15 protein-coding genes are annotated in these 12,869 nt (G+C 58.8%); 12 read left to right on the top strand and 3 right to left on the bottom strand.

The genetic code is table 11. The features are described 5' to 3' along the window. Positions 1 to 219 precede the first annotated feature (219 nt). From KGB20_RS04670 to KGB20_RS04635, 8 genes are all read left to right on the top strand, one after another. Positions 220 to 681 (top strand): hypothetical protein, encoded by a 462-nt coding sequence (locus KGB20_RS04670; protein WP_154910097.1) that lies wholly within the window; start codon positions 220 to 222, stop codon positions 679 to 681. A 191-nt stretch (positions 682 to 872) separates the two neighbouring features. After that, positions 873 to 1,829 (top strand): sugar ABC transporter substrate-binding protein, encoded by a 957-nt coding sequence (locus KGB20_RS04665; RefSeq protein ID WP_154910098.1) that lies wholly within the window; start codon positions 873 to 875, stop codon positions 1,827 to 1,829. 55 nt (positions 1,830 to 1,884) lie between these two features. Then, positions 1,885 to 3,438, top strand: a complete 1,554-nt coding sequence (locus KGB20_RS04660) for a sugar ABC transporter ATP-binding protein (protein ID WP_154910099.1) — start codon at positions 1,885 to 1,887, stop codon at positions 3,436 to 3,438. Beyond that, complete coding sequence (locus tag KGB20_RS04655; RefSeq protein WP_154910100.1) at positions 3,435 to 4,412, top strand: ABC transporter permease; 978 nt, start codon at positions 3,435 to 3,437, stop codon at positions 4,410 to 4,412. The genes KGB20_RS04660 and KGB20_RS04655 overlap by 4 nt, the downstream gene beginning before the upstream one ends. A gap of 3 nt (positions 4,413 to 4,415) precedes the next feature. Beyond that, entirely contained in the window at positions 4,416 to 5,435 is a 1,020-nt protein-coding gene (locus tag KGB20_RS04650; RefSeq protein WP_150812527.1) for a LacI family DNA-binding transcriptional regulator, read from the top strand. A 91-nt stretch (positions 5,436 to 5,526) separates the two neighbouring features. Then, a complete protein-coding gene (gene rbsK, locus KGB20_RS04645; RefSeq protein ID WP_057715543.1) occupies positions 5,527 to 6,444 on the top strand; it encodes a ribokinase in 918 nt (305 codons plus the stop codon). Then, entirely contained in the window at positions 6,441 to 6,845 is a 405-nt protein-coding gene (gene rbsD, locus KGB20_RS04640; protein ID WP_150812528.1) for a D-ribose pyranase, read from the top strand. Before rbsK ends, rbsD begins: the two co-directional genes overlap by 4 nt. 64 nt (positions 6,846 to 6,909) lie before the next feature. After that, positions 6,910 to 7,917, top strand: a complete 1,008-nt coding sequence (locus KGB20_RS04635; protein WP_154910101.1) for a nucleoside hydrolase — start codon at positions 6,910 to 6,912, stop codon at positions 7,915 to 7,917. A 33-nt stretch (positions 7,918 to 7,950) separates the two neighbouring features. Here the strand turns inward: KGB20_RS04635 and KGB20_RS04630 are convergent, their stop codons facing one another. Further along, complete coding sequence (locus KGB20_RS04630; RefSeq protein ID WP_057715541.1) at positions 7,951 to 8,163, bottom strand: hypothetical protein; 213 nt, start codon at positions 8,161 to 8,163, stop codon at positions 7,951 to 7,953. 132 nt (positions 8,164 to 8,295) lie between these two features. Here KGB20_RS04630 and KGB20_RS04625 point away from each other — a divergent pair, with 132 nt between their 5' ends. Continuing rightward, the gene (locus KGB20_RS04625) at positions 8,296 to 8,601 is read left to right on the top strand and encodes a hypothetical protein (RefSeq protein WP_007975706.1); all 306 of its coding nucleotides are present in this window, start codon (positions 8,296 to 8,298) and stop codon (positions 8,599 to 8,601) included. A 165-nt stretch (positions 8,602 to 8,766) separates the two neighbouring features. Next, positions 8,767 to 9,087, top strand: coding sequence for an I78 family peptidase inhibitor (locus KGB20_RS04620; RefSeq protein WP_008047240.1), 321 nt, complete (start codon positions 8,767 to 8,769; stop codon positions 9,085 to 9,087). A 70-nt stretch (positions 9,088 to 9,157) separates the two neighbouring features. Here the strand turns inward: KGB20_RS04620 and KGB20_RS04615 are convergent, their stop codons facing one another. Both KGB20_RS04615 and KGB20_RS04610 read right to left on the bottom strand, forming a co-directional pair. Further along, positions 9,158 to 9,370 carry a cold-shock protein gene (locus tag KGB20_RS04615; RefSeq protein WP_003179963.1) on the bottom strand — a complete coding sequence of 71 codons (213 nt, stop codon included), beginning with the start codon at positions 9,368 to 9,370 and terminating at the stop codon, positions 9,158 to 9,160. A 292-nt stretch (positions 9,371 to 9,662) separates the two neighbouring features. Further along, entirely contained in the window at positions 9,663 to 9,965 is a 303-nt protein-coding gene (locus tag KGB20_RS04610) for a hypothetical protein (protein WP_057715540.1), read from the bottom strand. Positions 9,966 to 10,340: 375 nt separating this feature from the next. Between KGB20_RS04610 and thrS the strand changes: the two genes are divergently transcribed. Together thrS and infC are read left to right on the top strand one after the other, a co-directional pair. Next, on the top strand, positions 10,341 to 12,263 hold the full coding sequence (thrS, locus tag KGB20_RS04605) for a threonine--tRNA ligase (RefSeq protein ID WP_090454263.1): 1,923 nt from the start codon (positions 10,341 to 10,343) through the stop codon (positions 12,261 to 12,263). Then, positions 12,263 to 12,814: a translation initiation factor IF-3 gene (gene infC, locus KGB20_RS04600; RefSeq protein ID WP_172435703.1), complete on the top strand. Its 552-nt coding sequence runs from the start codon at positions 12,263 to 12,265 to the stop codon at positions 12,812 to 12,814. The genes thrS and infC overlap by 1 nt, the downstream gene beginning before the upstream one ends. The last annotated feature ends 55 nt before the right edge of the window (positions 12,815 to 12,869 follow it).

Raw genomic sequence — 12,869 nt, 5'->3', positions numbered from 1 at the left:
CCTAAGTTAATGATTTGTAACGGTATTGCTGTTTGTGTCCAGAGCGGTTTCGGGGCTGGGCGTCCGGAATGCCGAACATGTTTAACTTTCGCGTTCGGCTCTCCGAAACGGATTGCGGTCTTGTTTAGGATTTAAACAGGTCAAATCATCCGTCATGACTAAAGAAACGCCCGAGCCGGTCGATGCTCCTTCAAGGGATCTTTTTCTTCGGGAGTTCACATGTCGTTATCTGTTGGCATTCCCAATGCCGCCGGCATCACCATCGCTGGCAAATCGGCCACTACCCCTCGTGCCTTGAGCGACGCAGCCGCTGATTCGGCTGCTCAAGCGCTGGCTGCAAAGGAAAGCGACGGCAACCAGGTCAAGACGGGTCCGGTAGGTCTGGGGGAGAGTGCCGGCGTACAGGCCGAATCGGAAACCAGCGATAACACCAGCATCGCGGTGAAGGTCTTGCTCAAGCGTCTGAAGGAATTGCAGCAGCAATTGCGCGAGCAACAGCAGCAACTGGCACAAGCCCAGGCAGCGTCCTATCCAACCCCGGAAGCCAAGACCACAGCAGTAGCAGCCATACAGGGGCAAGTTGCCGACACCAACGGCGCCATCCTGCAAGTGAGTGCGAGCCTGATAAAGGAAATGACCAAGGGTTCTGGCACGGGATCGGTGGTCAATACCACGGCATAGCTGAATGCCGTTTTTCGCCAAACATAGCTGAAAGCGCTTTTCAGGTCGTTGACAAATACCGGCAGGGTTCGCATAGTTTGGTTCACGCAAACGTTTGCGCGGCTCCAATGATGGCTTTTCATCGCAGCGGGCCGTGAAGCTTACGCCAGCGCAAGCGTTGCTCACAATAATCATAAGATCGGAGTGAACCCATGAAGCTGCCATTCGCTGGACGTCTTCTCGCTGTCGCTATGTTGGCTGCTGCATCCGCTGCATTGCCTGTCTCTTCGGCTTTTGCTGAAACCACTGAAAAACCGAAAGTCGCACTGGTCATGAAATCCCTGGCCAACGAGTTCTTCCTGACAATGGAAGACGGCGCCAAGGCCTACCAGAAAGATCACTCCGGCGAATTCGACCTCATCTCCAACGGCATCAAGGATGAAACCGACACCGCAGGCCAGACGCGTATCGTCGAGCAGATGATCCTGGCCAAGGTCAATGCACTGGTGATTGCGCCGGCAGACTCCAAGGCCATGGTCCCGGTGATCAAGAAAGCCATCGATGCCGGTATCACCGTGATCAACATCGACAACCAGCTGGACCCTGCCGTCGTCAAAAGCAAAAACATCAATGTTCCGTTCGTAGGCCCGGACAATCGCAAGGGCGCACGGCTGGTGGGGGACTACCTGGCCAAACAGCTGAAGGCCGGTGACGAAGTCGGCATCATCGAAGGTGTGTCCACCACCACCAATGCCCAGCAGCGAACCGCAGGTTTCAAGGATGCGATGGAGGCGGCGCAGATCAAGGTCGTGTCCCTGCAATCCGGAGACTGGGAGATCGACAAGGGCAACAAGGTAGCCGCGTCGATTCTCAGCGAATACCCGCAAACCAAGGCCCTGTTGGCCGGCAACGACAGCATGGCGGTCGGTGCGGTGTCTGCGGTGCGCGCCGCGGGCAAGGCCAGCAAGGTGCAGGTGGTCGGCTATGACAACATCAATGCCATCCAGCCGATGCTCAAGGATGGTCGCGTGCTGGCCACTGCGGACCAGTTCGCGGCTAAACAGGCGGTGTTCGGCATCGAGACTGCATTGAAGATTCTCAAGGGCGAGAAGGTCGACGGCGGCGCCAATGGCGTGATCGAAACGCCGGTAGAACTGGTGACCAAGTAGCCTTCTGGCGACGTAACGGCGCTCGTCCAGCCGGACGGGCGCATGGAGAGTTTTTATGTCAGTTTGCGCTCCGAACGCTGTCCTTTCGGTCAGTGGTATCGGCAAGACTTACGCCCAACCGGTCCTGGCCGGCATCGACCTGACGCTCATGCGCGGGGAAGTGCTGGCGCTGACCGGTGAGAACGGTGCGGGCAAAAGCACGCTTTCGAAGATTATTGGCGGGTTGGTCACGCCGACCACTGGCCAGATGCAGTATCAGGGGCAGGACTATCGTCCGGGTAGCCGGGCTCAGGCTGAAGCGCTGGGTATCCGCATGGTCATGCAGGAACTCAATCTGCTGCCGACCCTGTCGGTGGCGGAAAACCTGTTTCTCGACAACCTGCCCAGCAAGGGCGGCTGGATCAGTCGCAAGCAGTTGCGCAAGGCCGCCATCGAGGCCATGGCCCATGTCGGGCTAGACGCCATTGACCCGGACACCCTGGTCGGCGAGCTGGGCATCGGCCACCAGCAAATGGTGGAGATCGCGCGCAACCTGATTGGCGATTGTCATGTGCTGATTCTCGACGAGCCGACCGCGATGCTCACTGCCCGCGAAGTCGAAATGCTGTTCGAGCAGATCACCCGCCTGCAGGCTCGCGGCGTATCGATCATCTACATCTCCCATCGCCTCGAAGAGTTGGCGCGAGTCGCGCAACGCATTGCCGTGCTGCGCGACGGCAACCTGGTCTGTGTCGAGCCGATGGCCAACTACAACAGCGAGCAACTGGTCACGCTGATGGTCGGCCGCGAGCTCGGCGAACATATCGATATGGGGGCGCGCAAGATCGGCGCTCCGGTGTTGACGGTCAAGGGCCTGAGCCGGTCCGACAAGGTTCGCGACGTGTCGTTCGAAGTCCGTGCCGGAGAGATTTTCGGGATATCCGGTTTGATCGGCGCGGGGCGCACCGAATTGCTGCGTCTGATCTTCGGTGCGGATATCGCCGACAGCGGCACGATTGCCCTGGGGGCGCCGGCGCGGGTCATCAATGTGCGTTCGCCAGTGGATGCGGTCGGGCATGGCATCGCGTTGATCACTGAAGATCGCAAGGGCGAAGGCCTTTTGTTGACGCAGTCGATCGGCGCCAATATCGCCTTGGGCAACATGCCCGGCATCTCCGGCGCGGGCTTTGTCGACAACGATAAGGAGCGCGCTTTGGCCCAACGTCAGATCGACGCCATGCGCATTCGCAGTTCCGGTCCGGCACAACTGGTGTCCGAGCTGTCCGGCGGCAATCAGCAGAAAGTCGTCATCGGCCGTTGGCTGGAGCGCGATTGCTCGGTAATGCTGTTCGACGAGCCGACCCGCGGCATCGACGTCGGCGCCAAGTTCGATATCTACAACCTTCTCGGTGAATTGACCCGCCAGGGCAAGGCGCTGGTGGTGGTCTCCAGCGACTTGCGCGAGCTGATGCTGATCTGCGACCGGATCGGCGTGCTGTCGGCAGGAAGCCTGATCGATACCTTCGATCGCGACAGCTGGACCCAGGATGAGTTGCTCGCCGCTGCTTTCGCCGGCTACCAAAAACGTGATGCGCAGCTCGTTGAAGCCGCGCCTAGGGATCTTCCATGAATACCGCTTCTTACGCCGGAAAACGCAGTGGCAACTTCTACGGCCTGGGCACCTATCTGGGGCTGGCGGGTGCCTTGTTGGCGATGATCGTTCTGTTCTCGGTGCTGAGCAGTCACTTCCTGTCGTACGATACTTTCAGCACCCTGGCCAACCAGATTCCGGACCTGATGGTGCTGGCGGTCGGCATGACCTTTGTGTTGATCATCGGTGGCATCGACCTGTCGGTCGGCTCGGTGCTGGCGCTGGCGGCCTCGACCGTGAGCGTGGCGATTCTTGGGTGGGGCTGGGGCGTGCTGCCGGCGGCCCTGCTGGGCATGGCCGTCGCGGCGCTTGCCGGTACCATCACCGGCTCGATCACTGTGGCGTGGCGGATACCATCATTCATCGTGTCCCTGGGCGTGCTGGAAATGGCTCGCGGTGTGGCGTACCAGATGACCGGTTCGCGTACGGCCTACATCGGCGATGCGTTCGCCTGGCTGTCCAATCCGATTGCCTTCGGCATTTCGCCGTCGTTCGTCATTGCGTTGCTGATCATTTTCGTCGCCCAGGCCGTGTTGACCCGCACGGTGTTCGGTCGCTACCTGATCGGTATCGGCACCAACGAAGAGGCCGTGCGACTGGCGGGGATCAACCCGAAGCCTTACAAGGTCCTGGTCTTCAGCCTGATGGGGTTGCTGGCCGGCGTTGCCGCGTTGTTCCAGATTTCTCGCCTGGAAGCCGCCGACCCGAATGCTGGCTCCGGTCTTGAATTGCAGGTGATCGCGGCCGTCGTGATCGGCGGGACCAGCCTGATGGGCGGGCGCGGCTCGGTGATCAGCACGTTTTTTGGCGTCCTGATTATTTCCGTGCTGGCCGCGGGGCTGGCGCAGATCGGGGCAACCGAACCGACCAAGCGCATCATTACCGGCGCGGTGATCGTGGTGGCGGTGGTGCTGGATACTTATCGCAGTCAACGCGCAAGCCGGCGGACCTGAGTCATGGCGACTATCAAAGATGTGGCAGCCCTTGCCGGCATTTCCTACACCACGGTTTCCCATGTGGTGAACAAGACCCGCCCGGTCAGTGAAGAGGTGCGGATCAAGGTCGAGGCGGCGATCCAGACCCTCGACTACGTTCCCAGCGCCGTGGCCCGTTCACTCAAGGCCAAGACCACGGCCACCATCGGCCTGTTGGTCCCCAACAGCCTCAACCCGTATTTCGCCGAGCTGGCCCGGGGTATCGAGGATTACTGCGAGCGAAACGGTTACTGCGTCATCCTGTGCAACTCCGACGACAATCCGGACAAGCAGCGCAGCTACCTGCGTGTGCTGCTGGAAAAACGCATCGACGGCCTGATCGTCGCCTCGGCCGGCGGCGACAGTGGCCTGGCACAAGGCCTGAAAGGCGTCCGCACGCCCATGGTGATCGTCGACCGCGGACTGGACGGTGTCGATGCGGACCTGGTGCGCATCGACCATGAATACGGCGCGTATCTGGCGACCCGGCACCTGTTGGAGTTGGGGCACCGGGATATCGCCACGATCAGCGGGCCGCAAAGCACCAGTGTGGCGCAGATGCGTCTGGCGGGTTATCGCAGGGCCTTGAAGGAGGCGGGTGTCGAAGTCTCTCCCGGGCGCATGCTGGAAAGCGATTTCACCAGCACCGGCGGTTACAGCGCTGCCGCGTTTCTGCTGGAAAGCAATCCGCCTACCGCCGTTTTTGCGGCCAACGACATGATCGGCATCGGTGTGCTGAGGGCCGCCGCCGAGCGCAATATTCGCGTACCGAGCGAGTTGTCGGTGATCGGCTTCGACGATATCCAGATGAGTCGGTATGTCTACCCGTCGCTGACCACGGTCGGGCAATCGATCCTGCAGCTCGGCGAAATGGCTGCCGAAGTGCTTTTGCGCCGAATCGCCACGCCGGGCCTGGCGACCGATCAGCGGATCGTGACGCCGAGTATCGTCATGCGTGAATCGACGGCGCCGCTGGCCGGCGTGTTTGCCCAATTCCGTTGAAACAAAAAGCCGTTGAAAGCAGAGAGCCGTTGAAAACAGAAAGCCGCTGAATCAAAAGCGCCGCCGAAACAGAATCGATGAGTAGCAATGTATGTCAGCAAAAGTAGTGGTAATTGGCAGTTTGAACATGGACCTGGTGACCCGGGCCCCGCGCTTGCCCAAGGGCGGTGAAACGCTGATTGGTCAATCGTTTACCACCGTCTCCGGTGGCAAGGGCGCCAATCAGGCCGTGGCTGCGGCGCGGCTGGGAGCCCAGGTGTCGATGATCGGCTGCGTGGGCAATGACGCTTATGGTGAGGCACTGCGCGGGGCGCTGTTGGCCGAGCAGATCGATTGTCGGGCGGTGAGCACCGTTGACGGTTCCAGCGGCGTGGCGTTGATTGTGGTCGACGACAGTAGTCAGAACTCCATCGTGATCGTCCCCGGTGCCAACGGTGCATTGACCGCAGAAACCATTGACCGTTTTGATTCGGTGATACGTGCGGCGGACGTGCTCATCTGTCAGCTGGAAGTGCCCGATGCGTCTGTTGGCCATGCGCTCAAGCGCGGCCGCGAGCTGGGCAAGACAGTCATCCTCAACCCGGCTCCGGCCAGCCGTCCGCTGCCATCGGACTGGTACGCGTCCATCGATTACCTGATTCCCAACGAAAGCGAAGCGTCGGCCCTGAGCGGACTGTCAGTGGACTCCCTGGACACCGCACAAGCCGCGGCAACCCGCCTGATTGCCCTGGGCGCCGGCAAGGTGATCATCACTCTCGGTGCGCAAGGTTCGCTGTTTGCCGATGGCCAACGCTTCGAACATTTCCCCGCGCCCGTGGTAAAGGCTGTGGATACCACGGCGGCCGGCGATACGTTCGTCGGCGGTTTCGCTGCGGCACTGGCGGCGGGAAACGATGAGGCGCAGGCGATCCGCTTCGGACAGGTGGCCGCGGCGCTGTCGGTCACCCGTGCCGGCGCGCAGCCTTCAATTCCCGCCTTGAGCGATGTACAGGCGTTTAAAACCCCATGAAAAAGACACCCCTGCTCAACATTGCGCTGTCGCGACTGATCGCTTCATTGGGACATGGCGACAGGGTCGTCATCGGGGATGCGGGGCTGCCGGTTCCTCCGGGCGTTGAATTGATCGACCTGGCCCTGACCCATGGCATTCCGGACTTTGTCAGCACCTTGAAGATCGTGCTCAGTGAGATGCAGGTCGAAAGCCATGTGCTGGCTCAGGAAATCTTCGATAAAAAGCCGTCGGCCCTGGTCACGCTGGAAACGCTGGATGGCGAAGGCGCGTTGGGTCGGCGTGAGTTGCTCACCCATGAACAATTCAAGGTCTTGAGCCGACAAGCCAGGGCGATTGTTCGTACAGGCGAATGCCAGCCGTACTGCAACATTGTGCTGGTCGCCGGGGTTACGTTTTGACTGGCTGTCCGCGTTTTGATGTCCCTGGCACAAGGCGTGCGCCCCGCATCGCTATGCTCAGTAACTGCACCCACTGCTCCGGAGCCTGCTGCTTTTGACCCTGACGACCGCAACCAACGCCCAGGCGGCACCAAAGATCGACCTGATCATCGACACCGATCCGGGGGCTGACGACGTCGTTGCCCTGTTGTTCGCCCTGGCATCGCCGGACGAACTGAATGTCCGGGCATTGACCACCGTTGCCGGCAACGTTCGCCTGGACAAGACCTCACGCAATGCGCGGCTGGCCCGGGAGTGGGCGGGGCGCGAAGAGGTGCCGGTCTATGCGGGGGCGCCCAGACCCCTGATGCGCACACCCATCTACGCCGAGGACATTCATGGCAAGGAAGGGTTGTCGGGCATTGACGTGCATGAGCCCATGAAGGGGCTGGCCAAGGGCAGCGCCATCACCTATCTGATCGATACCTTGAAATCTGCCGAGCCCCACAGCATTACCATCGCCATGCTTGGCCCGCAGACCAACCTGGCCCTGGCGTTGATCCAGGAGCCGGGTATCGTTCAGGGGATCAAGGAAGTGGTGGTCATGGGCGGTGCGCACTTCAACGGCGGCAACATCACGCCGGTGGCCGAGTTCAACCTGTTCGCCGATCCGCAAGCCGCCGAAGTGGTGCTCAACAGTGGCGTGAAGCTGACCTACCTGCCGCTGGATGTGACCCACAAGATCCTTACCAGCGAAGCGCGCCTGAACCAGATTGCCGCGCTGAACAACAACGCCAGTCGTCTGGTGGGCAGTATTCTCAATGAGTACATCAAGGGCGACATGGAACACTACGGCCTTCCGGGCGGCCCGGTGCATGACGCCACGGTTGTCGCTTATCTGCTCAAGCCGCAATTGTTCAGCGGTCGTTCGGTCAACGTGGTGGTCGACAGCCGCGAAGGACCGACCTTTGGACAAACCATCGTCGACTGGTATGACGGCTTGAAAGCGCCAAAGAACGCCTTCTGGGTAGAAAGCGGCGACGCCCAGGGCTTCTTCGATCTGCTGGCCGAGCGCCTGGCCCGCCTGAAGTAAGCATCGTCTCCCGCAGGTGCTTGCCTGCGGGTTTTACTCCCTCGTACTAACCGCTTCGGTCTTTTGGTCCGATAGATGTTTCTCGAAAATCTGCTCGATGAACGATTGGGCGGCTTCGGTTCCAAGGTCCCTGACCAGAAGGTCGATACCGATAATGGCGAGCTCTTCCGTGCTGCTTGGGCTGTAGGAGCTGTGGCCGTCTTGCCACTTGGCCTTGATGGCAGCGTCGATGCTTACGGTGGTCATGATGGCACTCGGGAGGTCGGGGAAGTCTGAGTACCGAGTTAACCATTTTGCGGGGCTTTTGACACGTCGACTTAGGCATGAAAGGAGGGCTGTGCGACACTTGGTCTCTGACGAATATTCAAGGAACGCGCTGTGCAGATCGATTTGAACTCCCCGGATGGCCTGACCCTCGAGGCGGTGCGTCAGTTGCTGGCCGGCGCCAGTGACGATGAGCACACCCAGTTGCGGGTCACCAAGGGAGGCATTGCCTACATCTCCTCGGGTGTCGTGGGTGGTACCGATATCGACGGGTTGTTGTTCCGGCTCGAAACCTGGGCCAAGGGCTCCGGTTATGTCGGGCGGGTTGCGGCCAGCGATGAAGTCTGGGTCATGCAAATCTTCAATGCCTTGAAAGAGAACTGGCCCAATCCTCCTTACGACTACATCGACGTTTATTGAGCGTCGTTCATATTCAGTCACGATTCAGTGATTAAGGGCAGGGCGACGCTCAGGCAGAATCGCGGCTCGTCCGGATCATGGGCAGGGTGCCAGTGTTCCCTGTGAAACCAAACGCCAGTCTGGTTGTCGCACGATCTCAGCTTAATCATTGAATAAGGAGGCTTCATGCCTTGGAAGCTCGCGTCATTGGGTACTTTGTTGGCCGTTGCCACGCTGGCCGGTTGCAGCACTCCCTCTACGGAGTCGGCAACAACGGATGTTGCGACGACTGACACGGGTCACAGTCGCTGTGAGGCAAAGGCTGCCGAGTTCACCATCGGCAAACAGGCATCGCCGCAGCTGCTCGAGCAGGCGCGTACCCGTGCCGGGGCGCAAAGTGCACGGTTCCTGCTGCCAACCGATATGGTGACGCTGGAGTACCGTTCTGATCGCCTGAACCTGAACACCGATGCCAGCCGGGTAGTGACCCGCGTCAACTGCGGCTGATCGCTCGGCTTTTGTTTCACCCATAAAAAACCCCGTCACATGGACGGGGTTTTTTTAGTGCGCCTGGAAATTACTCTGGGCGAACTTGAGCAGCTTGCATACCCTTTTGGCCTTTCTCAGCCACGAAGGAAACAGTCTGGCCTTCTTTCAGGCTTTTGAAACCGTCGCTTTCGATAGCTTTGAAGTGTACGAACAGGTCGTCACCGCCACCTTGAGGAGTGATGAAGCCGAAGCCTTTTTCATCGTTGAACCATTTAACGGTGCCGGTTTGGCGATTAGACATGGTGTATCTCCAAGAAACATATATTTTCAGTAGTACTGTGCTGCTCAGGCCAACTGGGCACACCCGAGTATCATAGTCGAAATGTTCGGTTTGGGAGCCCCCCGGACGCACTGTTTGCCAATCAGACGTTTTTTCTTTGTATCCTTTAGCGGCTGAAAGCCCCGTTCTATAAGGCTTTCGGTCGAAAGTTAAGGCGATAAAAAAAGCTGAAAAACCTGAATAAATTGTACGAAAGGTCCTGTTTCAGCGGCTTTTTAACAGTGTTTCAGGGGCTGAAAGCATGGGGGCGGGCTTATTTTTGCTCTGTTTTGGTGGCCTTGCAGGCTGCAATTTTGCTCAGTGCCTGCTGCTTCAATGTGTCGCTGGCCGTGTTGTTCATCAGGGCCTGAATGTCGGCGGCAGGGTACGATTTGATGGCATCGGCACCGCAGGCGCAGTGGGATTTTGCTGCCGGCGTACCAATCTTCTCGGCAGCGGCAGGAACGCACTGAGCCATGTATTTCTGTCGTTCGCCTTTTGGCCATTCTGCATGGGCGGCCAGTGGCAGGAGGAGAATGACGGGGGCGACTACGGCGAATAAACGATTCAGACGCATGCTGAGATACTCCTTGTGGGTCAGATATCTTGTTATCTGAGGGCGATAGTGCGCTTCAAGTTCAGCACTCTGGCATAAAAACAGCCAATTTACCCTGCTGCAAAACCTGCGCACCGTGGCAACCGTTCATCTGTGCTAGCATGCGTGGCTCGGGCGTTTGCAGGCTCCGACGGACCTTCAGTCCCGGTGGCGGCAGATGCACGATTAACCCTGATTTGAATCCCAGTCACTCTGGTTCGGTTTCCCGGTTGGCCGCAAGGCTCCTGCCGCTGTAAGGCAGGCGTTCGTCATTGAACGGCCTGGACCGGATCTTGTACTGGCTCATCCCAACCCACGTGACCTTTGGTAGGGGTCACCACTAGGAGAGGAGGCGCCATGCCAACTATTACTCTTCCCGACGGCAGTCAACGTTCATTCGATCACCCGGTTTCCGTAGCCGAGGTCGCCGCATCCATCGGTGCAGGCCTGGCCAAGGCCACCGTTGCCGGCAAGGTCGATGGCAAGCTGGTCGACGCCAGCGACATCATCGACAGCGACGCGTCGCTGCAAATCATCACGCCAAAGGATGAAGAGGGGCTGGAGATCATTCGCCACTCTTGCGCCCACCTGGTTGGCCACGCGGTCAAGCAGTTGTACCCGACCGCCAAAATGGTCATCGGTCCGGTCATCGATGAAGGTTTCTATTACGACATCGCCTTCGAGCGTCCTTTCACTCCGGACGACCTGGCGGCCATCGAACAGCGCATGCAGCAGCTGATCGAGAAAGATTACGACGTGATCAAGAAAGTCACTCCGCGCGCCGAAGTGATCGAAGTGTTCAAGGCCCGTGGCGAAGACTACAAGTTGCGCCTGGTCGAAGACATGCCGAACGAGCAGGCCATGGGCCTGTACTATCACGAAGAATACGTCGACATGTGCCGCGGTCCGCACGTGCCGAACACCCGCTTCCTGAAATCCTTCAAGCTGACCAAGCTGTCCGGTGCCTACTGGCGCGGCGATGCCAAGAACGAGCAATTGCAGCGCGTCTACGGCACCGCATGGGCGGACAAGAAGCAGCTGGCGGCTTACATCCAGCGCATTGAAGAAGCCGAAAAGCGCGACCACCGCAAGATCGGCAAGCGCCTGGGCCTGTTCCACACCCAGGAAGAGTCGCCGGGCATGGTGTTCTGGCATCCGAACGGCTGGACTTTGTACCAGGTGCTCGAGCAGTACATGCGCAAGGTTCAGCGCGACAATGGCTACCTGGAAATCAAGACGCCGCAAGTCGTTGACCGCAGCCTGTGGGAGAAATCCGGGCACTGGGCCAACTACGCCGACAACATGTTCACCACCCAGTCGGAAAACCGCGACTACGCGATCAAGCCAATGAACTGCCCTTGCCACGTGCAGGTGTTCAACCAGGGCCTGAAAAGCTACCGCGAGCTGCCAATGCGCCTGGCCGAGTTTGGCGCGTGCCACCGTAACGAGCCATCGGGTGCCTTGCACGGCATCATGCGCGTGCGCGCGTTCACTCAGGACGACGCTCACATCTTCTGCACCGAAGAGCAGATGCAGGCCGAGTCCGCCGCGTTTATCAAGCTGACCATGGACGTCTACGCCGATTTCGGCTTTAAAGATGTCGAGATGAAGCTGTCCACTCGTCCGGAAAAACGCGTCGGGTCCGACGAGCTTTGGGATCGCGCCGAAGCTGCGCTGGCCGCAGCCCTTGATAGCGCGGGCCTGCCGTACGATCTGCAACCGGGCGAGGGTGCGTTCTACGGTCCGAAGATCGAATTCTCGTTGAAAGATTGTCTCGGTCGCGTCTGGCAGTGTGGTACCCTGCAGCTCGATTTTAACCTGCCGGTCCGTCTGGGAGCCGAATTCGTCTCCGAAGACAACAGTCGCAAGCACCCGGTGATGTTGCACCGGGCGATCCTGGGGTCCTTCGAGCGTTTCGTCGGAATCCTGATCGAGCACTACGAGGGTGCATTCCCGGCGTGGCTTGCTCCGACCCAGGCAGTGGTGATGAATATCACTGACAAACAGGCTGATTTCGCCGCCGAGGTTGAAAAAACCCTCAACGAAAGCGGATTTCGTGCCAAGTCTGACTTGAGAAATGAAAAAATCGGCTTTAAAATCCGCGAGCATACTTTGCTCAAGGTTCCTTATCTCTTGGTTATCGGAGATCGGGAAGTCGAGATGCAGACTGTCGCTGTGCGTACTCGTGAAGGTGCTGACCTGGGCTCGATGCCCGTCGCCCAGTTCGCTGAGTTCCTCGCGCAAGCGGTTTCCCGGCGTGGTCGCCAAGATTCGGAGTAATTATTATTAAGCGTGAAATGAGACAAGATAAACGAACTGCACCGAAAGCCCCGATCAACGAGAATATCTCGGCACGCGAGGTTCGGTTAATTGGGGCTGAAGGTGAACAGCTCGGGATTGTGTCAATTGAAGACGCGCTTCTTAAGGCTGAAGAGGCCAAGCTGGATCTGGTGGAGATTTCCGCCGATGCAGTACCACCTGTTTGCAAACTGATGGACTACGGCAAATCGATCTTCGAAAAGAAGAAGCAGATTGCTGCGGCCAAGAAAAACCAGAAGCAGATTCAGGTTAAAGAAATCAAGTTTCGTCCAGGGACGGAGGAAGGGGATTACCAGGTAAAACTGCGCAACCTGGTACGTTTCCTGAGTGACGGGGACAGGGCCAAGGTATCCTTGCGATTCCGCGGCCGTGAGATGGCCCACCAGGAGCTGGGGATGGAACTCCTCAAGCGAGTTGAAGGTGACTTGCTCGAGTACGGTTCGGTCGAACAGCATCCTAAGATGGAAGGACGCCAGCTGATCATGGTCATCGCCCCGAAAAAGAAGAAGTAATCAACAGGGCACGGCAGGCCTTCTGATTATGTTTATCAACTGAATGCGGAGTATC

The sequence above is a fragment of the Pseudomonas sp. BF-R-30 genome, from assembly GCF_019956175.1.
Taxonomy (GTDB): Bacteria; Pseudomonadota; Gammaproteobacteria; order Pseudomonadales; family Pseudomonadaceae; genus Aquipseudomonas; species Aquipseudomonas jessenii.
Note: the sequence above shows the minus strand (reverse complement) of the source record. Positions and strands in the feature narration are given on the sequence as shown.